The sequence below is a fragment of the Perlabentimonas gracilis genome (assembly GCF_011174675.1).
GTDB lineage: Bacteria > Bacteroidota > Bacteroidia > Bacteroidales > Tenuifilaceae > Perlabentimonas > Perlabentimonas gracilis.
Window position 1 is genome coordinate 73,946 of record NZ_JAANIG010000004.1, and the last position, 26,052, is coordinate 99,997.

General features: G+C 43.9%; 15 protein-coding genes. 6 read left to right on the plus strand and 9 right to left on the minus strand.

Annotated features, from left to right (window positions below; translation table 11 throughout):
• The first annotated feature begins 59 nt into the window (after positions 1-59).
• Positions 60-182 carry a hypothetical protein gene (locus tag G8O23_RS17520; RefSeq protein WP_262888051.1) on the plus strand — a complete coding sequence of 41 codons (123 nt, stop codon included), beginning with the start codon at positions 60-62 and terminating at the stop codon, positions 180-182.
• A gap of 15 nt (positions 183-197) precedes the next feature.
• On the opposite strand, the gene G8O23_RS03060 is transcribed toward G8O23_RS17520, so the two are convergent.
• From G8O23_RS03060 to G8O23_RS03075, 4 genes are all read right to left on the minus strand, one after another.
• Positions 198-1,451: a glyceraldehyde 3-phosphate dehydrogenase NAD-binding domain-containing protein gene (locus tag G8O23_RS03060; RefSeq protein WP_166361630.1), complete on the minus strand. Its 1,254-nt coding sequence runs from the start codon at positions 1,449-1,451 to the stop codon at positions 198-200.
• Between the two features lie 111 nt (positions 1,452-1,562).
• The gene (gene gap / locus G8O23_RS03065; RefSeq protein ID WP_166361632.1) at positions 1,563-2,573 is read right to left on the minus strand and encodes a type I glyceraldehyde-3-phosphate dehydrogenase; all 1,011 of its coding nucleotides are present in this window, start codon (positions 2,571-2,573) and stop codon (positions 1,563-1,565) included.
• Between the two features lie 89 nt (positions 2,574-2,662).
• Positions 2,663-6,745 carry a PEP/pyruvate-binding domain-containing protein gene (locus G8O23_RS03070; protein ID WP_166361634.1) on the minus strand — a complete coding sequence of 1,361 codons (4,083 nt, stop codon included), beginning with the start codon at positions 6,743-6,745 and terminating at the stop codon, positions 2,663-2,665.
• Between the two features lie 73 nt (positions 6,746-6,818).
• Positions 6,819-8,045 carry a CapA family protein gene (locus G8O23_RS03075; protein ID WP_166361636.1) on the minus strand — a complete coding sequence of 409 codons (1,227 nt, stop codon included), beginning with the start codon at positions 8,043-8,045 and terminating at the stop codon, positions 6,819-6,821.
• A gap of 306 nt (positions 8,046-8,351) precedes the next feature.
• Here G8O23_RS03075 and G8O23_RS03080 point away from each other — a divergent pair, with 306 nt between their 5' ends.
• The 3 genes from G8O23_RS03080 (at position 8,352) to G8O23_RS03090 (ending at position 15,302) form a co-directional block, all read left to right on the plus strand.
• Positions 8,352-10,190, plus strand: coding sequence for a tetratricopeptide repeat protein (locus G8O23_RS03080; RefSeq protein ID WP_166361638.1), 1,839 nt, complete (start codon positions 8,352-8,354; stop codon positions 10,188-10,190).
• A 305-nt stretch (positions 10,191-10,495) separates the two neighbouring features.
• Positions 10,496-13,732 (plus strand): SusC/RagA family TonB-linked outer membrane protein, encoded by a 3,237-nt coding sequence (locus G8O23_RS03085; protein WP_166361640.1) that lies wholly within the window; start codon positions 10,496-10,498, stop codon positions 13,730-13,732.
• A gap of 22 nt (positions 13,733-13,754) precedes the next feature.
• Positions 13,755-15,302 (plus strand): RagB/SusD family nutrient uptake outer membrane protein, encoded by a 1,548-nt coding sequence (locus G8O23_RS03090; RefSeq protein ID WP_166361642.1) that lies wholly within the window; start codon positions 13,755-13,757, stop codon positions 15,300-15,302.
• Between the two features lie 118 nt (positions 15,303-15,420).
• Here the strand turns inward: G8O23_RS03090 and G8O23_RS03095 are convergent, their stop codons facing one another.
• The 5 genes from G8O23_RS03095 to G8O23_RS03115 form a co-directional block, all read right to left on the minus strand.
• Positions 15,421-16,560, minus strand: coding sequence for a methionine aminotransferase (locus G8O23_RS03095; RefSeq protein WP_166361644.1), 1,140 nt, complete (start codon positions 16,558-16,560; stop codon positions 15,421-15,423).
• Positions 16,561-16,695: 135 nt separating this feature from the next.
• A complete protein-coding gene (gene recO / locus G8O23_RS03100; protein ID WP_166361646.1) occupies positions 16,696-17,427 on the minus strand; it encodes a DNA repair protein RecO in 732 nt (243 codons plus the stop codon).
• Positions 17,428-17,446: 19 nt separating this feature from the next.
• On the minus strand, positions 17,447-19,744 hold the full coding sequence (gene porZ, locus G8O23_RS03105; protein WP_166361648.1) for a type IX secretion system anionic LPS delivery protein PorZ: 2,298 nt from the start codon (positions 19,742-19,744) through the stop codon (positions 17,447-17,449).
• Positions 19,745-19,823: 79 nt separating this feature from the next.
• Entirely contained in the window at positions 19,824-20,402 is a 579-nt protein-coding gene (locus tag G8O23_RS03110; protein WP_166361650.1) for a non-canonical purine NTP diphosphatase, read from the minus strand.
• A gap of 12 nt (positions 20,403-20,414) precedes the next feature.
• A complete protein-coding gene (locus G8O23_RS03115) occupies positions 20,415-21,212 on the minus strand; it encodes a universal stress protein (protein ID WP_166361652.1) in 798 nt (265 codons plus the stop codon).
• 142 nt (positions 21,213-21,354) lie between these two features.
• Here G8O23_RS03115 and G8O23_RS03120 point away from each other — a divergent pair, with 142 nt between their 5' ends.
• Together G8O23_RS03120 and G8O23_RS03125 are read left to right on the plus strand one after the other, a co-directional pair.
• Positions 21,355-25,029: an adenylate/guanylate cyclase domain-containing protein gene (locus G8O23_RS03120; RefSeq protein ID WP_166361654.1), complete on the plus strand. Its 3,675-nt coding sequence runs from the start codon at positions 21,355-21,357 to the stop codon at positions 25,027-25,029.
• 98 nt (positions 25,030-25,127) lie between these two features.
• Entirely contained in the window at positions 25,128-25,973 is an 846-nt protein-coding gene (locus G8O23_RS03125; protein WP_166361656.1) for a universal stress protein, read from the plus strand.
• Positions 25,974-26,052: the final 79 nt, after the last annotated feature.

The window sequence follows — 26,052 nt, forward strand, 5'->3', positions numbered from 1 at the left end:
TGAAAAACATCTGCAAAAATAGTGGAATTAAACAAATTAAGACAAACATTTGGGTGGTTATGCAAAAAAGAGTTTGGGAAAGTGTTTTACAAAGCATACGCATTGATAGCAAACTTACGCTTGAACTAACATACAAGTACGAAACAAAAAAGCACCCCAAACGAGGTGCTTTCTGTGTATAATTTATGAATGATATTTTACCTGAGCGACAGATTGATATGATTAACCAGCTTGGTGAGGAAGTTCACATAGCTACCATACTCGTTGTCGTACCAGCCAAACACCTTTAGGTGTGTTACGGGGATACTTATCTCGCTGCTGGCCTGCACGCCATACTTGGCAAGCGACTCAACAGGAAGCCTTATGAAACCCGTGCGGGTATGCGTCTCGTGCCCCTCTATAACCGTGGCAGCTCGGTAACCAACCAAGTCGGACGACACGTTCTGTTTCTCCGAGAACACAACCATATCGCGCTGTGCACCGCTGGCTGCATCCTTGTATATATTGTTAATCACCTCCCTGTTTATGGTGGCATTTCCCTTATCATCAACCTCACTGTAAAAAGTGAGATTTAGGGTGATAAGCGAAACGGTTGTAGTGGGAATACGAACCGAATCGGCCATAAAGCCTATCTCCTGAATTTGAGGCAGAATGGAATCGAGTGCTTTGGCTGCCCCCGTTGTTGACAGGATAATATTATTGAAAACCGAGCGGGTTTTGCGCAAATCGCTTGCCCCCATACTTGGGATGGTATCGAGCACTGACTGGGTATTGGTGGCAGCATGTACTGTTGACATGGAAGCTGTAAGAATATTGGAGGTGGCAGGATTCTCGAGCAGTGGCTTAATCATATGTGCCAAACCAGTGGTGGTGCAGCTGGCTGCCGAAACCACGTGATGTTTTAGGGGGTCAAAATCCATATGGTTAATGCCGTACACCATCATGATGCTATCGTTGGGCATCTTTTTAGCAGAATCTTTGATTTTGAATGGAGCCGAGGCTACCACTTTTTTGGCTCCCCCCGCCAGGTGCCCCCTAAGGCTACCCTTGGCCGACTCGACATCGGTGGTGGGGTCGAGAAACTGCCCTGTACAATCAACCACAATTTGCACTCCCTCTTTTGCCCAGGGAATGTTCTTGGGGTTACGCTCCTTGGTTAGCACCTTTACGTACATCCCATCGATATCGAAAACAAAGTTAGTGGGATCCACCACCTTACACTCCACCTTTTTGCCAGAGTGGCCATACACAAAGTGATCGAGCCTTCCGTAGGTTGAGTCCGATTCCAATGCGCCAATAACATCCTCGGGCCTTTTGCCCACCTCGCGGCCAAGGTTTACGACCACTCCATCGAAGTTTCGGTTTACTAGCTGGTTCCAAAGCATTAGCTTACCAATGCGCCCCAAGCTGTTGATTCCAAGGTAATTTTTCCCTTTTACAACTGGCTCCATTATTTTAGCTGTTTTTGAAGTTATCTACTAGGTTATATTGATATCAAATATCTGCCAATAATTTAACAGAAGCAAACAACCTGTGGTGTTAGGAAACATCTTAACCGCGAGCTATGCCATTTGCTTAGCCATAATCAGCACTAGGTCGACTAGCCTGTTGGAGTAGCCAATCTCATTATCGTACCACAATATAATCTGCGCTGTATTATCGTTAACCACCTTTGTGGCTAGCGAGTCGAACACGCATGAATGGGTGTTCCCCAAAACATCGCTCGATACTATGGGGTCGGTTGTGTACTCCACAATCCCCTTCAGTTCGCCTTCAGCATATCCCTTTACTAAGGCATTAATGGAGTTAGCCGTAACCGTTTGCCTAAATGTTAAAACCAGCTCCGACAGGGCCCCGCAAGCAACGGGAACCCGGGTGGATATGCCATTGAACCTACTCGAAAGTTCAGGCATAATGCTATGCAATGCCCCAATGGCGCTTGTGGATGTAGGTATTATATTATCGGCCGAGGCTCGTGAGCGGCGAAAATCAGGATGGGGAGAGTCGATGATGCGCTGATTGTTTGTATAGGGATGCACGGTATTTAAAAAAGCCGATTCAATGCCTATCTCCTTGTTCAATATATTCAGAATTGGAGCTATGCAGTTTGCAGTGCAGCTGGCGTTGGATACGATTTGGTGCTGGGGAAGCAACTTATGTTCGTTTACACCAATCACCACGGTTATATCCAGCTCGTCCGAAGGTGGGCACGATAGGATTACACGCTTAGCTCCGGAATTTATATGTTGATGCAAGCTCTCGCGGGTTGTGAATATTCCCGACGAATCTACCACTACATCGGCTCCCCATTCACGCCAAGGGATGTTAGAGGGGCTCTCGTAATGGCCAATATTAACTTTCGACCCATTGATATGCAGCTTACCGTCCTCAACCCTAACCTCCCTATTAAACCTACCGTGAACAGTATCGTATTTCAGAAGGTATATCAGCATCTCATCGTCCATCAAATCGTTAATTCCCACCAGCTCAATTTCAGGGTGATGAACCAGCATCCTGAAAAACATTTTACCAATCCGGCCAAAACCATTTATTCCAACCCTAACTCTATTCATTGCTTTTGATTTGAGCCACAAAATTAGCTATATGGAATGTATGTTTGCCTAAAAAAGTATGTATTAAGCAACATCTATTTTGAGGATTTTTAGGGTTGCTGAAGCGGGAAGTGGCCTAAGTAAACGCTACCTGTGTGTGCATCCAACGATATGGCATCGCCGGAGCCAAGGTTGACCTTGCCAAACTGGCATCTGCCCTCGTCGTGCAGCATGAATAGATCGGTGCAGTTCACCACGCAAATTTTACCTAATCGGCCAGCGGTTACAGCGGCGTGCGATGTTGCACCACCACGCGAGGTAACCAACCCGTGGCATTGGAAAATAATGGGCAGGTCGTCGGGGGTAGTATCGGCGCTTGCATATATAAAAAGCCCTTCGGGGTTCAGCTCCTTTTGCCTATTCAAATCATCCATATCGAACACAAGCACCCCGTTTAGAATTGACGCTCCGATGGGAATGCCCTTGCCAAGCAGCTTAGACTTGGGCGGTGGCGACTGGTAATGGATTGTTGCCTCTGGGGTATAAATTTGCTGATCGCGAGTTTGCAAGATGTACAAGTCGTAAGGGTTATCCGACTCGAAAGTGAACTCTATCTCCTGATGCCCCAGCTGCATCTTATTCACCAGCTGATCGGCCAAATGGAACAAGCGCTGGTAGGTGCGAGGCAACTTGGCCTGTAGCGACTTATGCTTATCCCACTTCCTGTCCCGCTCCTGATGCTCCGATATGGGCAGCACATTGGTCACTCCACCTACCACATCCTCGCCTTGACTAAGCAGGGAGTACTCGCCATTAAGGGTAACCCCGGGATTGTCCACCGAAAGGTCGTTGGTAAAAACAACTCCAGTACCCGATGTGCGATGTAAGTTACCAAATACCATGCTCTGAATAATAACAGCAGTGCCCCACTCGTCGGCAATTTGCAGATGCTTTCGGTAGAGCTGGGCCCTTGGCCCATCCCAGCTATCGAGCACGCTCTCGATGGCAGCAAAAAGCTGCTCCTTGGGATCGTTAAAAAACGGCACCCCTCTAATACCCAGGAGTTCCTTACACTCTAGGGCTATCTGCTCCATCTGATGAGCATCGAACTGCTCTTTCACCGTGGTTTCCTTTTCGCCTTGATGCCTATGCATTATCTCATCGAAGGCTGTTCGCTCAATCCCATAGGCTTGTCCCCAGGTTTGCAAAAAACGGCGGTAGCAATCCCACGCGGTCCAAGCCATATTCTTGGCTTGGCTAAGGGCTCTTGCAATATCATCGTTCATACCTACGTTCAGGAATGTATTCATAGCCCCCGGCATCGATATGGCTGCTCCGGAGCGCACCGATAAAAGCAATGGATTTTGAGGATCGCCAAACCTTTTTTGCGTTAGCTGCTCTACCTGTGCCAAATATTTGGTTACCGTACTTTGGTAATCCTGCTTTATCGGATTATAGGATTTGATGGTATCGTATCGGCGAAAAAATTCAGTGGTAAGAATAAAGCCGGGTGGCACAGGGAAACTACTATTGTATAATGATTTAAGGAAGAAACCTTTCGATCCGAGGAACACCCGGTTATCGGCCTTATCGCCCTTCTCCTGGAATGATGTTATCAGCAGCTTAACATCAATATCCATAATATTCTTTAGATTCTGATCGGAATAGAGTTGCCCCATACTATTTAGGCTCGTAAGCACTGCCGCCACAAACGAATCTAAATCCTGCAAAAGGAACGATCCCGAAAGCATATCGCGGTAAAACGATTCGGAGCGCTTATGGATACTTATCTGCAGGTTGTCCTTCTCCTCATCGCTCAGGTACTGCGGTATTATCTCCTTAAGTATTCCATCGAAACGTGCATAAAAAGCGCTCCTAATTATCTCCTTTACGCTATCGCCGATGAACTGAAAAATGTTAATGTACTGATTTAACGAAAAACTATACGAGCTGAGACTGTAGCGCAGCATGCTAAGGTTGGAGTCGAAGCTGGGGCTGGAAATGCCATCGAGCATAAGACCCTGGTGAAAAAGTTCCAACACCTCAACAATATCCCTTAGGCTGCTAGCCGTAATATATGACAGGTTAACCTGTTCAACAACTTGCCGTACTATTTTTGATGCGGCCTTCTCGAGCTTAAAAATATGGCCCAACGCCTCGAACTTGGGCTCATGGTACTGGCCATACATCGATGGAATGCCAAAGGCAACATGCCTTTTGTAGTATATCGACTCCCACCCCTCGGTTTTTGTTCTACTTGTAACCACCTTGTTAAGGTTGGCCATACACTCGAAAATGATGCTTAGCATGGCCACGCGGTCACCCTGCTTTTCGGCGGCTATAAACAAGTCTATCCTTTCGTTATCGAGGCAGCTACATAGCCTCATCTCCTGAACCACATCTATTGCATCTGCAAAATACTTCTCTTTAAGCAGATAGGCAACCTTAATAAAATGCTTTAGCTTGGTTTTGTGCAGGCTTTCAATGTCTTCTATCTGATTGAGAGTAGAGTCTAGTTCTTGCATTGAAAGGTCTAGAAGTGCTTCGGGAGGGGCACCAATCGCTTTCGAAACCTTAAGCACAAGTTTATGCATGGGCGTATTCCACGAAGCCGCTTTCTTTACAACATCCTTAAGGTCGGGGGGCAAAATGGGTTCAACCTGAGTAAAGTCGTTGTTTGCCCAAAAAGCCAGTGTTTTCACAAGAAAATTTAGGTGAGTGCTATTACCATCAACATGAATTTGCTTGCGCAAAAAATGCATAAGCTTATCCTGCCTATTGGAAAGGGTGTCGAGCTGAGTGCTCACATCGCGTAGTTCCCCCTCGGCTCCTATCTCCTTAAAAAAGACGGGAAAAAGCCTACACAGCTCCTTCACAGGCTTGTAAATTGCCTCTATATCTGCATTAAGCAGATTTGACACATTACGTTGAAAGAGATCGGTGTCGAAAATAAGCACCCCGCCCAACTTAAGGTTAACAATAAGCGCCGAGAGCAACTTCTCGAATCGCTGGGGCGCTACTTCAATAAGACCTAGCCAAACCCTTATGCTTTTCAGGTGATTGGGATCGACTCGGAGCTGCCAGTCGGAGCTCATATACGTTTTGCCCGGGGGCGTATAGCCAATCCGCATTACGTGCCCTTCGAACTGCGTTAATAACGGCTTACTAAAGAACAGCGCAAACTCTTTGCCCATGGTGGCAATACAGTCGAGCACTACGGATCGATGATCCTGAAGTAGGGACTCGAAAACCCTGAAGATTCCATTTACAAAATCGCCAATTTCATGGTTTGGCACATCGTTAAGTATGCCCGTGAGCAACCTATTCATATCCCAAATCAGGTACTCCTTTTGATGCTCCATGGTGGGCATCCTTAGCAGGTAGATTATGTAATGGAACTGGCTTATGGGGCTATCGAATTGAGTGATAAGCTGACGATGGTAGTCGGCAATATCCGAAAAGAGCGCCACCTTATCGACAAGCTCATCCCAACTTTTAGCTTGGGTAACCTGACGCTTAAGCTGCGAGTAAAACTTTGCGCCCACCCTTTTCACCACCAATATGTTGTCGTCGGGGAAGAAGCGAAGATCATCCATAGCCCACTTATCGATATCCGAAGCATTTTGCCACTGGCTTATGGTATCGATGGCAATGGTTCGGAACAGATTAAAAACCTCGTCGCCTAAAGAGCTATGATTCCCTTGTGCTGCCAGTCGTTTGCGCAGGCTATTGGCATTGGCTATTACGTGATCTTTATGTAAGGCGTAAGCATTCTTAAGAATAGCGATACCTTTTGCCTGAATATCTATCAGCTCCGGATGCTCCTTTAGCAGTAGTTCGAGATACGAGGCTAGGCTCTGCAGGAGAATATCAATATTGTTGCTGCTGGTTGCTTCCTGAGTTAAATCATCGAAAATAGCAAGAAAAACATTGAATGCCCTAGTGTGATCTGACTGCTGTGAGTAGAACCAAAAATCGGAGATGGCAACCTTTTTCAGATTATTGCAAAGATAATCGAGGTTGTGGTATGGGTGGTTTAGCTCGCGTATAAACTCCGACACTCGCTGGTTTAGGCCAAACTGCTCATGGGAAAGGGAGACAAGCCACGCGTGCTCACTGGGGATTACAATGTTGACATCGCTGGTTTGCTGAAGGTTGGCCTCAAGAGCCTTCGATTCGAACTGTTTTTCCATTACTTGTAGCAGCTCATACAATTCGCACTAAAGGTAATAACCTGATTTCGAATTAAGAAATGTTTACAGATACTTATCTAAGTATGAATGGGGGAACCTCGACACCCCTATGCTTAAACTTCAATGGGACGATGCGTGCGGGGATAAGCTCATCATGAACTATCCACGGAACTACCCAGCGGTTGTTGCGCATACCAATCTCGGGGAAGTTGTAATTTTGCACATCGAGCAGCTGCCGGGAATCGGCAACAAACTGATTGAACAGGACTTGGTCGTTCTGACTAAAGTAGTTCACCCTGTTTTCGAACTCGGCAACCGGAAGCACCCGGTACTTTCTCTTACCACTTACAACAGGAGTATGAACCCAAACCAAGGCGTGTGCCGCGTTGGCTATGCGGGTTTTCCCGTTCACCTTCTCTATTTGAATTGCGGCCACTGCTCCCCCATTACGATAACGAGGACGCTGATTCGACACAAAGTTGCCCAGCGAAAAAACAGCCACTCGGCCCTCGGTTGAATCGGTATCGAACGATGCCTCCATTCGCTGAATTACGTGTGGGTGAGAGCCGATCACAATCCTTATGCCTAGGTCGTGCATAAAGCGGGTAAGCTTTAGCTGCGCTAGATTTGGATTCCGCTCGTACTCGTTGCCCCAGTGCATAAAAGCAATTATATCATCAACACCTAGCTCTATGGCTCTATTGTAATCGGCACGTATAAGGGCGGTGTCTATAAGGTTAACAACCGTGGGCTTGGGCACAGGAATTCCGTTGGTGCCATAGGTGTAGTTTAGCAAGGCGAGTCGGATTCCATTCTTTTCAATCACCAGCGGGTAGGTTGTATCGCGATGCTGTTGATCTTTATAAGCGCCGGCAAATGGCACACCCTTAGCGTTTAGCACCTCTATTGTTCGAAGAATTCCAGCTTTGTATCTATCCACAGTATGGTTATTGGCAGTAACCAGCACATCAACACCCGACTCAAGCAGTCCGTCAACCAGCGCATCGGGGGAGCTAAACTGCGGATACCCCTTGTATGGGGGACCAGCTAGAGTAACCTCGAGGTTTGCAATGGTAATGTCGGCCAGCCCAAAGAGTTCCGAGACTGGGGCAAAAACATCTGAGTAGGAGTATTCTCCAGTTTGCTCGTCCAATGCACTCTCTATCTGTGGGCCATGCCCCATAACATCGCCAATAAAGAAAAGCGTTAAGCTCTGCTTGCTATCGGGCTTAACAACTTGGGCGTTGAGAGAAATACTTACACAAAAAAACAGAAGATGGAAGAGTATGGCTTGCTTCATAGCGATAGGGTTTGCCCCAAAGATATAAAAATTGTGAAAAGCACCTCGCAGGAACCTGTGAGACTTTAGGGAAAGTTGTGAATACTCCAACGGCAATTGTCACTGAAAAGAACTATACTATTTGGTTAATTCGTTTGGGGATAAAATGCCTTAGGGTTGCTATCACAGAAGCATCAACAACCATATTAGCTGACAATGATATAAATTACCACATTAAACGTTATGACACTAACAAAAGTCCTATAAAAATATCATTTAATACCCTTAGTTTTACCATTTATTCTTGTATAGTAAACTGCCTGAAAAATGAAATTAATATATAGTGCTATTTGCTTTCTTTTCATCTATTCCTCTTTAAGCCCACAAAAACTTTATGGCCAACCCGATAATTCGCTTGACTCATTGAGGTACTTTGAGCAAATGATTACAAGCTCTAAAGGAGGCAATGACTCTTCGGAAATAGATTTTTACAAAGATAAGATTGCTAACCTTGCAAACAGCACGAACGATAACGAGCTACTATTCCACTCTTTACTCTCACTTGGAAATATCCAAAGGAGAGAGAACAAATTTGACGATGCAATAAACAGCTATTTCAAGGCTTTATCTCTATCAAGGTATGCCAAGTCGCCTTTAAATATTGCTAATATATACGACAACTTGGCGAGGATATATATGAGCAGAGGGGATGCTGGCTTAATGTTCGAAAGCATTAATAAATCACTGGCTATCAGAAAAGAAAATGGCGACGAGCGTGGCATTCACACAACCAGACAAATACTGTCAACATACTACCGAAGTACCGGAAACTATGCGGAGGTATTACGCAATGCATTTAATTCGTTGCAATATTTTGTAAGTACATCTGATACCCTACAGATAGCGAACTTTTACAACACCATAGGCATTACATACAAGGCGCTTAATAACTTCGAAAAAGCCCTATACTACTACAACCATAGCCATCTCTACTACAAAAGTATTGATCATAAAAAGGGAGTTTCAACAATTCTGAATAACATTGGTACGCTATACCTGCAACAAGGCAACTATCAGGATGCTCTCGAAAACTTCACAAGCAGCCTTGAAATTGAAACAGAACTTGGCAACACAAGTCAGATCTTAACACGCTACAACAATATCGGCCTTGCCTATACCTACCTAGGAAACTTCGCATCAGCACGTAACTACCTTGAGCAATGCATTGATGGTCATCAAAAATCTGGAGCCTTGGTTAGGTTAGCCAACTCCTATGAAAGTTTTGCGCAACTATTCGAAATGTTGGGCAAGACTGACTCTGTTGAGTACTACTTGATAAAAGCATACAAACTTTCCCAAGAGTTCGATATTAAGGGGCTGCAAGCTAATGTTGCTTTAAAACTCAGCCAAATATGCTTAAAAAGGGGTAACATAGAGAAAGCCTATGAGTTACTCAATACTCACAGAGTTCTAACCGAAGAGTTGTACTTATCAAACAACGCACATCGGTATACCGAAGAAGAGTTTAACTACCTGCAGCTGAAGGATGCCGAACTAAAGAATGCAGAAGAGAAAAGCACGCTATACAGACTCGTCTCGCTTTCTAGCGCATTGGTAATTCTGGTTCTGATTACAACAATTGTAATTATTATCCAAATTAATAAATCGAAACTAGATAAAAAGAAAAACACTGAGCTCAAGGACGAAATTGAACTTCAGAAGGATGAGATTCAATTACAGGGTAAGGAGTTGCTTAGCAAAACCCTCAGGCTAGGCAATGAGAATTCAGAAATATCCTACGCCATACAACAGCTAGAGAAGCTAAAAGCTGAATTTGGAGTACAAGGAAAACAAAAAATACAGCAAGTAATACAGCAACTTGAACAGAGTAAGAATAATGATATATGGGAGGAGTTCGAAATTCGTTTTTCTTTGGTAAACAGCAGGTTCTATGATGTTTTGCTTGCAGCTTACCCTGGGCTAACGGTCAACGAAAAAAGGTTGTCTGCCCTTATGTACCTAAACTTCTCAACCAAAGAAATTGCCAGGATATTAAAGCAAAACCACCGAAGCATTCTGGTGGCCAAAAGTCGTTTACGAAAGAAAATGAATGTACCAGAGGGAGTGGAGCTATCAAATCACATCTTCGAATTGATAGCACCATAAAGCTTTATATTCTTTTAGCTTATCGCATTGTGTTAACATTTTGTAGCTATTATTTTATGGCTGCTATCCCTTTGTAATACCTCTTTTCACATACCCTCTTTTTTCTCTTCTATTTTTGCTGCTGACAGCATAGTTTTAGGCAAATGTCATTGGAGTAGAGCTACTGGGAGATGTCACTTGCTGACATCTCCTAAACTTCGACTCATAAAAGTGAAAACAACAAAGAGTCCTATGTTACCGAAACACAATTACCAACCTAAAATTCTTTCAACTCAATTTTTTTACTAAACCTAAACTTAAGATTTATGAAGAGGAAAATTGTCTTTCTTGGATTATTCGTGTTCTTGGGTTTGCAACTTGCGCTTGCGCAAACGAGGCAAATAACCGGAACGGTAATCTCTGCAGAATACGGTGATCCAATGCCTGGAATTTCCGTTATTGTTAAGGGTACAACCATTGGAACTGCAACCGATGGCGATGGGAGGTACACTGTAAACGTACCTCAAAACGCTAACACTTTGGTTTTCTCTTTTGTGGGTATGCGTACCCAAGAAATAGAAATCACAAGCAATGTTATTGATGTTGCCATGGAGTTTGATGTAACAGAGCTTGATGAGATTGTGGTAGTAGCTTACGGTACCGCAACAAGAGAATCACTAACCGGATCGGTTGCTGCTGTAAATGCAAGCGCAATCGAAAAAAGGCCGGTATCAAGCGTAGGTAGCGTGCTAGAGGGATTCAGTGCCGGGGTACAGGTGAACAACAGCTACGGCGAGCCTGGTTCTGACCCAAGCATACGAATTAGAGGATTTACCACTATTAATGGCTCAAATGCCCCTCTTTACGTGATTGATGGAGTACCATTTGGCGGCAACATCTCCGACCTAAACCCTCAAGACATTGAGAGCTTATCGGTACTAAAAGATGCCGCTTCATCAGCGCTATACGGTAATCGTGCTTCTAACGGTGTAATTATGATTACTACCAAAAAAGGTAAAAGCGATAAGCTTTCCTTGAGGGCTACCGTAAACCAAGGTGTTTACAATAGGGGTATCAGGGAATACGAAAGGCTTAACGCCGATGAGTTTATGGAAACCATGTGGTTAGGATATCGCAATTCGCTTATGAGTGACCCTAACATGGCATACTCTCTTGCAGATGCTAATACTCAAGCATCAAGTGACCTTGTGTCCACATATCTTGGGTATAATATTTACGACAAACCGAACAATGAGCTATTCGACTCGAACGGAAAGCTCGTTTCAGATGCTCAAATACTAGCTGGATACGATGACTTGGATTGGTTTAAGTATATGGAGCGTCTAGGTCACAGGCAAGAGTACTCAGTAAGTGCCGATGCTGCAACAGAGAATAGCAACTACTTTTTCTCACTCGGATATCTTGACGAGCAAGGTTACGTTAGATCATCGGATTACGAGCGCTTAACAGCTAGAACAAACGTAACCGTTACCCCTAAGAAATGGATGAAGGCAGGTCTAAATATTTCTGGTTCACATCAAGTTAGCAACAACACTAACGGTAGCGCTGACAGCCATACGACATACGCAAACCCCTTCTTTTTCGCACGAAATATTGCTCCAATCTACCCTGTATATCTGCACGACCAAACTACCGGAGAGTACATTTATGACGAACAGGGAGAAAAGATATACAATAGCGGAGATGGGCGGCCTCAGTATAATGGTAGGCATGTAATTTGGGAATCGGAACTTGATATGGACAGAACTTTCCGCAATACTATGCAGAGTATGGCCTTCCTTGACATTAACTTTTTAGAGGATTTCACATTTTCTGTTAAAGGTGATATGAACTTAAGGAACAGCGAAAACCAAAGCTACAACAATGCAATAATTGGTGATGGTTCAGGATCTGGTAGAGCCAAAAGGGTTTTCTATAGGTATAAAAACTACACATTCCAGCAGCAATTAACTTGGAAAAAGAAGTTTGACCGCCACAGCGTAGACGCACTTTTAGCACACGAAAACTATAACTACAACTATGCCTACACGTACGGATATAAAACAACCGAGGTTTTTGCAGGTGGTACGGAACTTGTCAACTTCACTGACATCACAAGCTTAACGGGTTACCAACATAACTATCGTACCGAAAGTTATCTCTCAAGAGTTCGTTATAACTACGATAGCAAGTACTATTTCGACGCTTCATTCCGTCGCGATGGCTCATCTCGCTTTTACGAAGAGAACCGCTGGGGTAATTTCTGGTCAACAGGTGCAACATGGATTATAACCCGCGAAGATTTTATGGCCAACCTAAGAAGGCAGGTTAACATGCTTAAGCTTAGGGCTTCTTACGGTGAGGTTGGTAACGACAATGTGAACTCATATTACGCCTACATGGCGCTTTACACTATGGCTCAAAATGCTAACCTTGGAGCTTCATACAAGATTCAAAACGATGCATTAGATCTAATATGGGAGACCTCTAGCTCATTCGGCACTGCCCTTGAAGGAAGGTTATTCGACAGGCTTGACATTACCCTAGAATATTTTGACAAGCGCTCACAGAACCTACTTTTTGACGTTAATCTACCTCTATCAGCCGGAGCAACATCAACGTCCGCTGCTGAAGCAACTCTAACAAAAAACATTGGATCAATTGCCAACCGTGGGGTTGAGTTTGCTTTAGATATTGATGTAGTAAGATCAAAAGATTGGAACTGGAAAGTTGGACTTAATGCCACCTCATACAAGAATACAATTCTAAGACTACCTGAAGAAAATCGTGAGAATGGTATTATTAGTGGTACTAAACGATACATGGAAGGACATGGCATTTACGATTTTTGGATGGATCAGTTTGTAGGAGTAGATCAAATGACTGGTATGTCGCTGTACATTCCCGATTTTGAAAGGTTCTACGTTGGCGAAGAGGCTGTTGAAGACAAAAACCCCATTCCTAGCGAGTACACTGTTCAAATTGGTGACGAGTACTATACTACCTATACAACTTATGCTAAGAAGGACTGGAGCGGGAGCGCTATCCCTGACGTATTTGGCAGCATATCATCTGCATTAAACTACAAAGGTTTCACGCTTTCTGCCCTATTTACATACTCTATTGGTGGAAAAATATACGACAACACCTACAGAAACCTTATGTCGGTAACTGCAACTCCAGCAGCCTTACATAAAAATCTACTGAACTCTTGGAACGGTATTCCTGAAGGTATGAGCGAAGATTCCCCTAACAGAATCGATCCTAATGGTACACCTCGTATCGATTTTTATGAGAGTTCTCTGACCAATGCTTCATCAAGCCGTTTCCTACATGATGCCTCATATTTCGTAATCAAAAATGTTAGCCTTAGCTATGAGCTACCAAAGAGTATGCTGAACAAAATTGATGTAAGCGGCCTTACCATAAACTTTGGTGTAGAGAACCTTGCAACGTTCACCAAACTTCAAGGGATGAACCCACAGCAAAGCTTTAACGGTATCAACAATAACGCATTCTTAACTGCACGCGTATTCTCGTTAGGAGCTAACTTGAGATTTTAACAACCTCTAAATCAGTTTAATTATGAAGACATTAAGAGTTAAATTACTAATACTTGCAGGTGTCCTGATGCTTACCTCATGCGGGAAAGATTATCTAGACACTGAGCCAACCAACACAACGGCTACATCAACCATTTTTGAAACAACCGAAAATGCCAAATTAGCCATTAACGGCATCAACAAGCTGATGACTCGCCAATACTTATCATCTCAGGGTTTTAATGGCGAAGGAACCATTAAAATGTACTACGGTAACTACCCCGGCAACAACTTCTTTTTGAACCTTCCAACCTGGGCTCCAATTATCAACTTTAGATACTTGGAAAATGTTACATCAATTTACAATTACTACCCCTGGTACTACTACTACATGCTTGTGGGTAACGCAAATTCTGTTATTCATAACATTGATGATGCTACTGGCCCAGATTCTGACAAGCAGTTCATAAAAGCTCAGGCGATTACCTATAGAGCCTACAGCTTCTTTATGCTCTCGCAGCTATATAGCAATCGTTGGATGGACTCGAACAATGGATCAACTGAAGGCATAGTTCTTAGAACAGACCTTTCAACTGGTGATCAAGCCCTTGCTACGCTTGGAGAAACCTACGAGCAGATATATAGCGATTTGGAAGAAGCCATTGAGCTATTTACACTTTCGGGTAAAAGCCGCGAGAGGAATTACGATATTGACATTAACGTGGCCTACGCCATTTATGCTCGTGCCGCTCTAACAAGAGAAGACTATGAAACTGCTGCAACTATGGCTGCAAACGCACGTAATGGCTATCCTCTAATGAGCAACACTGAGTACGCAGCTGGATTTCACGCTCCTACTTCAGAGTGGATTTGGAGCAGCTGGGGATCATCAGATGAAACGCTCTACTTCTACTCTTACCATGCTTACATAGCCTATAACTCTAGTGCATCGGCTGTTAGAAACTATCCGAAATGCATCAGCAAGGAACTCCTCGAGAAGGTTCCAGATTCTGATATTCGTAAGGAGCTGTTCCTTGACCCCAACGGATTAGAATATACCCTGGCGAATGGTATGGCCGGTAGTGACCTAGACTCTGTAGCACGTGAACGATTCCCTTCACTTTACTCAACTGCTACAGTTTATGCCTATATGCAATTCAAAATTTCTGCCGAGGATATTCCTGGTGTTGGCCACCTTAATCATTTTCGTTCATCGGAGATGGTACTTACTGAGGCCGAAGCCAAGTACTTCCTAGGTGATGAAGATGGAGCTCGTCAGGCCCTAACTGAGCTAAACCTAGATAGTGGCCGCGACCCGAACTATTCAACATCAAATACAGGTGATGACTTACTTGAAGAGATAAAGTTTTATCGCAGTTTTGAACTATGGGGCGAAGGCTTCGACTGGTTCGACATGAAGCGCTGGGGTGATGATATTGTTCGTAAAAGTCCTGCCAATGGGGGTAACTTTATTACCGACTTGGCTGTTACAATTCCTGCTAACGATCCAACCAAGAACAAATGGACTTGGATGATTCCTCAAAGAGAGACAGATTTCAATAAGCTTATCGGGACTACACTTCCTGAGTAGAGTAAATATCTTTAATAAAACAGGGTTGCCCAATGGCAACCCTGTTTTATTTTGTGCCCCTCAAAGGCATAGATATCTATCACACCTCAACAAGAAATTACTAGAGACAAAACTTGGATTATAGCCTCCCCAGCCTCATGGCGGCATCCTTAAGTTCCTCCTCGCTCTTGCCAAAACAGATTCTTACGCGATGGTTATCGAACGCATCATGGTAAAACAGAGAGAGAGGGAATGCTGTTACACCAACCTCTTCGGCTAACCAGTTACAAAATTCTACGTCCTTTTCCTTCGATATATTCTCGTAGCCCATCACCTGAAAGTATCCACCTTGAACTGGATATAACGAAAACTTGGTGTCTTTCATCAACGAGGCAAACAAATCGCGCCTTTTCTGAAACTCATTACGAAATGGAGCCCAACATTCTTTTCCCTTTAAAAAATCGGCCAATGCAAGCTGAATAGGCAGATTTACTGAATATATCTGATATCGATGCACCTCTCGGAAACGCGACATGATTTGCTCGGGAGCTAAGCAGTAACCAATTTTCCAACCCGGTACGCTCAGGGTTTTTCCAAGCGATCCAACAATTATGCTCCTCTCAGCCAGCTTGGGGAAACGGGCAATGCTAAACATCGACTGTCCATCATATACCAAATCACCAAAAGCTTCATCGCTCAAAATGTTAATCTTGGTACCATTTAGGATTCGTTGCAGCTGCTCAAGGTTCTCGTCGCTCATAACTACTCCCGTTGGGTTGTGGGGACAGTTAAGGATTATCAGCTTAGTTTTGCTGCTAATAAGTTTGGTGAGTGCAGACCAATCGATGGAGTAATCATTTGGGTTTAGATGGAAAAAAATGGGGCGGGCTCCTCTAGCCTCAATGGAGGGCACATAGGTTTCAAAGGCTGGTTCAAAAACAATCACCTCGTCGCCCTCTTTAATTATGGATGATATGGCAGTGTAAATGGCCTGTATGGCACCCGCAGTGATGGTTACATCTGTGGTGGGCGAATAGTTCGCGCCAAAATCGGAATTATAACGTTTAGCAATAATTTCTCTAAGCTCAAGCACACCCTCACCGGGCGAGTACTTGTTGCGCCCAGCCGAGAGGTGCTTAACCAGCGAGTTTAGCAATTCGGGCTCACAGGGAAAGTCGCTATGATCGTTGGATAGGTTTACTGCTCCTGTTTCTGTTGCAATCTTCGCATATTTTGAAACCAAGTCGTAATACGGACTCATAACGGATGTCTTTGTCATAGTTTGTCTTAAGTTGTAAAAGGGAGTGCAAATATATCAAATTGGCCAATGGATTGGCAAGTTTATGCTATAAAGCTTGTCAAAACGTATGCCATGCATTTTGCTGGAGGCAAGTATAACATTCGGGATTGGGCATCAATCCTCAAAAACCTGATTAAGGATAGATAGAGACTTAACATGCTGTACCGATTCCATATGCAGCATATAGTAGCTTAGCATTTGAGCCAAAAAGTTGCTCCTCTGCTTTCCGTTTAGCCTCAGATTATTGGACTTAGCGTAAGGTGTAGTCAGCGTGGTTGAAAGGATTTCACTTAGCTCCCTTGAAAAGAACAGTGGATGTGATGGCTGCAATGATACGAACTGGCCATTCTTGTAGTCAAAGTAGGGTGTTGCCGGAGAGTAAGTTCCACTGGGATAAAATCCCAGGTAACGCGATAGTTGTGCCAAAAACAAAAGGTGAAAGTTTGAAACGCCACCGTCGAGCACATCAAGCGACTGAATGGAGGCCTCAATAAACTGATAAAGGTTGATGTTGCTCTCCTCCTCCCGTACCGCCCGATATATTATCTCGCCCAAAAAAACTGCAATGGCACTTTTTATTGGGTTTAAATGAATAGATGTATTGCTTTGAGAAACGGAAACCTCTTTAAGCCTTCCCATTCCATGGTTTTTTCCAGGGTAAAAAATTACATCAACAATACTTAACGGCTGAAAGTAAATGGCTTTTGTTCTGCTTTTTCCCTTGCCGTATGCATTATTAACCATTAGAGTTACGCGCCCAAAATCTTTGGTGTAGAGATAAGCAACCAAACTATTCTCACCGTACCTTACTGTGTGTAACGCAATGGCTTTGGCCTTGTGAAGCATTTTAATGGGTTGAAAATTTTTACTTAATAAACAGTATCTTTCCTACAGCAGACTCTTCGCCAGTGCTATCGGCACAAAAAAACAGGTAAACACCGGTCGACACCCTATTGCCCCTTAAATTACGACCATCCCAAGATGCTTGGCCACCAACGCTAGTGGTTTCGAAAACCAGATTTCCGGCAATATCGGTAATCTTTACGCTAGTATTCTCAACTAGTCCTGTTATGGTAATTGGGCCCTCAAAATCGGGGCGCACTGGGTTGGGAAATGCGTATACCTTACCAAAACGAGCTGCTGGTTCTGTGGCATCACCTCTGAATGATATCAGCCCCCTGTCGGTTGCAATGAAAACCTCCCCTGTTGTTGGATGCACCCCAATATGCTCTATAGTATTGGAGGGCAACGGACTATTCGACTTGGTGAAATGATGGAGTTGCTGAGCACCATCGGCCGATTGGCAATAGACACCCGAGCGTAACGTGCCAAACCATTTCCGGTTCCCGCCATCTACAGCAATAGCCGTTACGGTTTGCGATTTTAGCAGCTCAGCGGCAATACCCTCCTGCTCACTGGGAATTCTAACGTACTGCAGCGCAAACTCGGAGGGGTTAAGCACCTGCCCCGGATTGTAACTCACCAAAACGCCCTCGGTAGTTCCCAGCCATAGATGCCCATTGCGGTCGAAGGCTAAGCTTTTGATATCGCTTGGCAAGCTAGACCCATCGGGAGCTACAGGTGTAAATCTTCGCACAGTATGACTGCTAGCCGACTCAGGATTATCACCGGGATCGATAACAAAAAGACCTCCGCCCGAAGGTATTACTACCCAAAGGTACCCATTGGGTGATAGGGTAATGTCGGATAAGCGTTGCGATGAAATTATGTTTTCGTAAGGGAAACTTTTCCACGTTCCATCAGCAAGTCGAACCGAAATAGGGTATGATACCCCAGCATTGGTTACCCACATATTACCTTTAGTGTCGAATGCAACCCCACCTATCCTACAGTAGGCACCGGGCAGTATTGTTTGTAACGAGCTGTTATTGGGGTCGTAATGCTCTGCCACTTGACCATCGCGATAAACTATCACGCCATGCCCCCATGATGAGATGTAGTACTCATCTGTGTGGTTAGGACTTGACGTAATGCGAACAGCATCGAAAAAGTTGTGATTTGTTATGGTGGCCCACTGGTTATTACTAAGCTTATGAAACGACAAGGGGAAGAAACGGTTACCCCATGATTCGCTTCGCGCTCCGGCCAAAACATAAAGATCATTGTTGGTCGGCATTACAAAGTAGGCCCTGTCATCGTCGGGGCCATTGGGCCGGAAACGAGTCCAGGCATTTTCACCTCCATACATTAGCCCAAGCATATTATCGGCAACGGCAAGCCTACCATCTGTACCTACCTTGGCAAAGTTTGGTCGGGCAGTTGATTGGCTCTCGTACTGGTTTATTAGGATTGGCTGAGCGGGGAAGTTGCTATACAGTAATATTCCCTCGCGACTTACAACTACCATATGGCTTTGGCCAGCATCAATATTTCGCACCTGAGTAAAGGTTGTTGGCTGACTGTTCCACTGCAAACCATCGAAGGACCATATAACATCGGGGGATAATGCCCCAGTTGACTGATTGACAAGCAGAAAACCATTGAACACGGCCAAAGATGAATAGCTATTTGGCTCCACCTGCAGCTCTGGCACTGCACTCCAGCTCTCGAAGTGAATAAGCAGTGGATTATTTACATCGGCGCTTAGTAGGCCCATATCGGTGACAGCATAAATCTTACCCTCAAAAACAATTGTTTCGTTAACCCAGCAATCGGAACCACCCTCCCCAATGTAGTAAGTGTCCTTAATCTCCATCTTGTCAATATTTACCACCACTATACCAAACCCTGTCGACACAAGTAATTGGCCGTTACTAGTAAAGTAAAAATGGTTTATCCGTTTGGCTCCCTGAAGCGGCTTCTGCATTATGTAGGGTAGGTTTACCACCCTATTCTCAAGTACTAAGTCGATATTTCCGTTCTCGTACCCCACTGCAAGCAGCTTATGGTTATTGGAATACTCAATGGCTGTAATTCCAATGTCATGCAATCCGTTGACAGTGGTTAGTTTACCAGTGTGGCCATTGGAAGGATCGTACCAGAACACGCCATTGGCCGATGCTGCATAAATTCGATTATTTGAAATTGCGGTGTAGTTTGCCTGGCGGTACGAGAAGTGGTCGCGCCACTTACCAACGGGCACCTGCGAAAAGCCAGAGAAAGCAAACAGAGATATTGCCAATAAAAGTAACCGTTGCTTCATAAATATGCGTATGGGTACTGAATGATAACCCGAAAATTCAGGGGATATTTTACAACCGAAACACAATAGGTGCTGAGAGCTACATGCCGAGCAGGAAGGCCACCAACTTTTGGGTAGCTAGTCCACGATGGCTAATCCTATTCTTAAGGTCAAGCTCCATCTCAGCAAACGTGAGGTTGTAACCCTCGGGGACAAATATGGGGTCGTACCCAAATCCATCGCTACCCTTCAGCTCATCAATAATACTACCCCTTACCACTCCTTGAAACTGATGCTCTTCACCACTAATTATTAGCGAGATAACTGTTCGAAACTGTGCTTTTCTATTACTAATGCCCTTAAGATCGGCCAGTAGCTTAACAATGTTATCCTGCGAATTTCGTTGTTCACCAGCGTACCTTGCCGAATAAACACCGGGTTTCCCATCCAGCGCATCAACCTCAAGGCCAGTGTCATCGGCAAAGCAATCGACACCAAATCGATTGTACAGATACCAAGCCTTTTGCGACGCATTTTGCTCTAGGGTGTCAAAATCCTCAGGAATATCTTCAGTAAAGCCAATGTCGACGAGTGACTTTAGGTGAAACGTATTGCCTAATATTTGCTGTACCTCTAAAAGCTTGTGCTTATTATTGGTAGCAAAAACAATGGTGTGCATAAAAACTTGGTGTTACCTTGGGTTTATGCTCATAACAGGGATGTGCCCGGCCTGGCCAACAATTCTTTGTTCGTGCGGCTCGAGCATAAAGTCGGAATTATCGGATGTTTTAGCTGTCATTATTACAATTAAATCGGCACGAATATTCACTGCCAAATCTAGAACCTCCTCAGCGTAAGGTTTTACCCCGGGTACTGTGTACACCTGATACTTCGCACCTTTTTCGTCGAGAAAGCGTACTGCTGAGGCCATATTAAGATCGACCTTTGCCACCAGCTCAGGATCAGTAACGTTGGGCTTAATAAGATGGTATTTGGAAACATAATAATCACAAAAGTATGAGATCCAGCTGTGCTTCTCCTTATTCTCAACAGTAAAGTCGATGGGGAAAACAATATCGTCGTAGCGCTTATTTACAGGAGGCTCCTGAATGGTTATAAATGGAACTGTAGATTTGGTAATCACCTTAAGCGTAGGCAGGTTGGTTAAATCATGCCTCCCCCTTACGCTTGCCGACCCCATAATAACTATGCTGGCATCAATTTCTATTGCTGCTTGGGCAATCTCGTTGGCCACTTCACCAATCTTTACAACAGCCTCAGGTGTAAAATTGTACTTTTTTTGGGTCTCATCAATTACTTTGGCAAGTTTTTGCTTTGCACCCTCAACCTCATCGGCAGATTTAACTACATGAATTAACACAATTGGCTCCCCAACCACTCCCGATACTCTCACTGCATGCTGCAAAGCGTAGGTTGCTGGCTGTTGAAAATCGGTAGGAACCAAAATTTTTTTCTTGTCCGTGTTCATAAATTTTATATTTTTATATGTAGTTGTTCACCAAGTGCAACATAAACACAGCACCTAAGCTATTTATTCGCACTATTTTATTTTCTTTGCACATCACGCCAGACAATATAGCAAAACGGCAGCAATAATAAAGGTCTAAGGTATGAATTTTCTGAACTTTTTAATATCGCTTCAAATTATTTTTTTTCTTGCACTGCCGATTGCATCTAGTAGTCAACCCAATAAAAGTCAATCGACCCACGCACCAAAACCCATAATTAACCAAATAGCATCACTCCCGGTGGGTCATTTTTACGGCTTTAACAATTTTGCAGCCGTTAACAGCAGCTTAATAATACTACAGAGCAATAAAACGCTCTGGTTATACGATGGGCTAAACTGGGAGAGCCATTCATTACAGGCAAAACCAATATTTGCGCGGGGCAAAAACAACAAGTTTTATATTTCATGTAAAGGGAATATCGAATTGCTATCGCTTACTGATGATGGCCTTATTAAAAGAAGTCTGATTTTTAGTGCCGATACATTTGATAATGTGAATGAAATATCGAGCCTGCTAGCCGATGACGATGGCAACATTTACTTTACATCGGGGGTCAACCTGTGGTATCTATCCGACTCGCTAACTAAGATTGACTCCTCGAACCAGTGGATTAGACTTGTGGGTAATGATCATGGGATACTATACATTAAGGATAATCACCAGCTGCACCTTATAGCCGAGGAAGGCTCACCTCCAGTTATCATTGAGAAAGCAACTAGCAACCACCCCCTCGGTGTTTTTACAATTAGCGGAGAACGATACATTGTAACCGAAGGCTATCCTTGGATTACTCCTGTTCAAATGGGCAATTCGCAATTAATTGAGCAAACGCAAAAGTTAATTGGGACGGACGGTGTACAGATTAAAAGCGTAAGAAGCAATACCGAAAGGATATACATACTAACAAGCAGCAATAAGCTAATTATATGGAACAAAGCCAAAGCTACAATACATTCAATTGATTTAAACTCGCATCCATCGATAGATAATATAATTGACTTTTACCCATACTCCTCAAGCTCAATTTTGGCCATAACACAAACCGAGCTATACAGTATAACCCCCACCTGCATTGCAGGTGTTTATGCAGACCTAAATAGCAATATGGGCAAGCCCATTGCAGTGGTACAAAATAATGGGTTTATATACTACGGAACTGCTGAGGGTGTTTTTGCAGCAAAATACAATGGCGATGCCAGCGCATTAAACTTCAAAAAGGTTGAAAGGGTACTTGGGCAGCCAGTAAAGTTATACAGCAGCCAGCTGGGTTGCTTTGCGGTAACCCAAAAGGGAGCATACAAATTAAGTTATGGGACCGCTTCAGAAATTCTACCCCTTACATTCGATAGTAACATAACAATTTTTGAAAGCAATGGCGGAGTAGGAATTGCTTCAACTAAAGACAGCTTAATCTTTACACAAAGCATTGCACCAAAAGTATCCACCCCTACATTTATTAAAATTCCTGCAAATGCGCAAGCGATTAGGACCCTTGTATCGTACGAAAACAACCTGATAGCTCAAACAGAAACAGGAGCGTGGTATGTGTATACGGCGGAAGCCTCAGAATCAGAATGGCAAGCAATTGATTTCTTAATTGGGGAATATGGCCAAGCCTTGTTTACAACCGATCAGTACTCAAAACCATATATCTGGGAGCAAGGTAGGCTATACCCTCTTAACCTCAAAAAATTAAACCGAGAAGATCCCCTTATATCTGACTCAACAATCTCCATCATTCCCCTTATTTCAACCGACTCAACCCTAACTGCATTAAACACGACCATTCCTTTTTCGGAGGTAAGCACTATTTGGCGTTATGGGCTGGGAAACAAACAGTGTGAGGCATCACCCTTGGCAACCTACCCAACCAACGAGAGCATAAAAAGTTCTACCTATCTTGATGATGGAGTACTGCTAGCCATATCAAGCACAGGGCTCCATTACTTTATACCCAATGTGCTTAATCCACAACCACCAACAGTAACCATTTCAAAATTCAGGCTTTTGGGTGGTATTGAGTCCTTCAATATCAGGTCAAGCATTTTTGAGGAAGCAACATCGAATCAGCAACCACATCAATCGCCACACTTAAGAAATGTTTCGGTTACCTTTGGCACTAATATATCTGGGAATTGGGAAACAGCAAGTAACCACAAGCTGTTCTCTTCACATCTTAGTAATTTTGATAAAGTATGGACACCTTGGATCGCAACGAACATACGAGAGATTCACAGGCTATCGCCTGGCGAATACACCTTAAGGGTTAAAGCGCGAAACTACTGGGGAATGGAATCCGATGAGGCTACCATATCGTTTACAATAAAGCCCTACTTCTACGAAATGCCATCCTTCATCATTGCCTTCATTTTACTAGGATTTTTAGCTCTTTATGCCTTCTACAAGTGGCGAAGGTATTTGCACGCAAAGGACAGGTACAAGCTCGAAACCCTTATAAACAATCGCACCGAGGAACTTGTGAAGGAGAAGGAAAAAACCGATAACTTGCTGGCAAGGGTGCTGCCCAAGGAAACCGCATCGGAGCTTAAGGAAAAGGGAAGGGTTAACACCCAAAGGTACCAAGTGGTTACCGTTCTTTTCTGCGACATTGAGGGGTTCACCAAAATTACGGACGAAACCAACCCCGAAGCCTTAATCGATCAGCTTGACAAGTTCTTTCTGCATTTCGATACCGTGGTTGAGAAGTTCCGTATCGAGAAGATCAAAACCATTGGTGATGCCTACATGTGCGCAGGGGGCATTCCCAAGAAAAACCGAACGAACCCCGTAGAAGTTGTGCTAGCCGCACTCGAGATGCTACAGCATATGAAGGATATTATGTATCAATCGCCCAGCGAGCATAGAATTTGGGAGATTCGAATCGGTATCGACACGGGGCCGGTTATCGCCGGAGTGGTTGGCCGCAACAAGCTATCGTACGACATTTGGGGAAGCACTGTAAATACCGCAAGCCGAATGGAATCGTCGGGAAAGGCTGGGCAAATCAACATCTCGGGCAATACATTTATGCTAGTTAGCGACTACTTCGATTGCACTTACCGTGGAAGCATGCCTGTGAAAAACAAGGGCGACATAAAGATGTACTTCGTAAAGGGAATTAAGCCCAAGCTATCGATTGATTTGAACGGGATAGCTCCCAACAAGGATTTTTACGTCTTGCTTCAGCTGATAAGGCTTGGCGACCTCGAAGATTTTGTGCTCGAGAAGCTCGAGAAAGGGCTACCCAAAGATCTGTACTACCACAACCTTAAACATACTATTGATGTTTACACCCAGGTGGAGCTAATAGGCCGATCGGAGAACGTGACCAACGAGGAGTTGCTACTGCTAAGAACGGCCGCGCTATTCCACGATGCTGGGCACTTAATAGATTACGACACCCACGAGGAGATGGCCGTTAAGCTGGCCCACGAAATACTCCCAGAGTACTACTACTCGGAGCAGCAAATCGAAATAATCTCGGATATTATCATGAGCACCAAGCTGCCGCCCAACCCCAAAAACCTTTTGGAGGAGATTATTTGCGATGCCGACCTTGACTATTTGGGTCGAACCGACTTCATCCCGGTTTCCAATATGCTGTATCGCGAGCTACATGAACACGGAAAAATTGGCACTTTAAGAGAGTGGAATGAGCTGCAAATAAAATTTATTGCCAAACACTCATACTTCACTAAAACTGCCCGAAAGCTAAGAAACGTTAACAAAAAGAGCCAGTTGGATAAGCTCAAAAAATGGATGGAAGAAAATTAGCCTAAATTTTTAGGGCATAGATTTGCAGGGGTTATAATAATAATTGCTACATTTAACGGGGATTTAATTTAGTATGTTTTCATAAATTTGCTTGTAGTATGAATACGCCCAAAAAAGTTGCGCTGGTTCCATGGGATTTTACCGAGGGGTCAGAAATTGCTCTAAAGCATGCCATACAGCTTGCCGAAGTTGCTGGCAACGACATCCTTCTGCTCCACATAATGCCCATTACTTGGCTCAGCTCTCTGCTTGGCAAGAAATCGGCTAAGCCCGAGGCTACCGAGCAACTTAAAAGACGGCTCGAAGCTGAAGCGGATCGGATAGCAAGGCAAACCAAATGCCACATCTTCTCCATGGTGCTAGAGGGAGACCCCACCAAAATAATTAAGGAACTTATTACTACTGCCAACTTAAATCTTATCGTTTCATTCAAAACATACACATTCGAAAAGAAAAAGTACGATACAAATCTTTTCTTGCGGAAGCTTACGGTTAAAAACCTTAACATTCCTTTCCTTATTGCCGAGGCAGCACCGGTTCACTCGCATTACATTGAGATTGTTGTACCGCTTGACTACGACAAGAAGTACAAAGAAATACTGCATTGGATAATTTACCTATCCAAATACTATAAATGCAACATCAACCTTATTAAACCTTACATTTCCGACGAGGGGAAAAAGCGCAATATGGCCAACAACATCTACTTTACTAAAAAGATGTTGGACGGAAACAAAATTGTGTATGGTATAAAAACCGCCAAACGCCAAAATACGTTTCGTGATGAGGTTATAAAGTTTGCCAACAACATTGATGCAGACCTCATACTGATAATGGCCGACAAATTCGATACCTACGCCAGAGATTCTAAGGATAAAACAACTCAAAGAATTCCGTTTATGTGTATTACCCCTAGAACTCGAAAGCTTCAAGGTTTTGCCTAAATCCCCTTCTCGGCATTAGTATAAAAAATCTGCATACCCCATATCCTTTGAGGTATGCAATCTTTTTTAAAAACATTAT

Coding starts and splice junctions, on each gene's coding strand:
- gap (WP_166361632.1), bottom strand. CDS start 2,573: ATGAATAGAGTTAGGGTTGGAATAAATGGTTTTGGCCGGATTGGTAAA.
- recO (WP_166361646.1), bottom strand. CDS start 17,427: ATGCTTCACAAGGCCAAAGCCATTGCGTTACACACAGTAAGGTACGGT.
- G8O23_RS03095 (WP_166361644.1), bottom strand. CDS start 16,560: ATGACAAAGACATCCGTTATGAGTCCGTATTACGACTTGGTTTCAAAA.
- G8O23_RS03080 (WP_166361638.1), top strand. CDS start 8,352: ATGAAATTAATATATAGTGCTATTTGCTTTCTTTTCATCTATTCCTCT.
- porZ (WP_166361648.1), bottom strand. CDS start 19,744: ATGAAGCAACGGTTACTTTTATTGGCAATATCTCTGTTTGCTTTCTCT.
- G8O23_RS17520 (WP_262888051.1), top strand. CDS start 60: ATGCAAAAAAGAGTTTGGGAAAGTGTTTTACAAAGCATACGCATTGAT.
- G8O23_RS03120 (WP_166361654.1), top strand. CDS start 21,355: ATGAATTTTCTGAACTTTTTAATATCGCTTCAAATTATTTTTTTTCTT.
- G8O23_RS03060 (WP_166361630.1), bottom strand. CDS start 1,451: ATGGAGCCAGTTGTAAAAGGGAAAAATTACCTTGGAATCAACAGCTTG.
- G8O23_RS03125 (WP_166361656.1), top strand. CDS start 25,128: ATGAATACGCCCAAAAAAGTTGCGCTGGTTCCATGGGATTTTACCGAG.
- G8O23_RS03110 (WP_166361650.1), bottom strand. CDS start 20,402: ATGCACACCATTGTTTTTGCTACCAATAATAAGCACAAGCTTTTAGAG.
- G8O23_RS03090 (WP_166361642.1), top strand. CDS start 13,755: ATGAAGACATTAAGAGTTAAATTACTAATACTTGCAGGTGTCCTGATG.
- G8O23_RS03115 (WP_166361652.1), bottom strand. CDS start 21,212: ATGAACACGGACAAGAAAAAAATTTTGGTTCCTACCGATTTTCAACAG.
- G8O23_RS03070 (WP_166361634.1), bottom strand. CDS start 6,745: ATGGAAAAACAGTTCGAATCGAAGGCTCTTGAGGCCAACCTTCAGCAA.
- G8O23_RS03085 (WP_166361640.1), top strand. CDS start 10,496: ATGAAGAGGAAAATTGTCTTTCTTGGATTATTCGTGTTCTTGGGTTTG.
- G8O23_RS03075 (WP_166361636.1), bottom strand. CDS start 8,045: ATGAAGCAAGCCATACTCTTCCATCTTCTGTTTTTTTGTGTAAGTATT.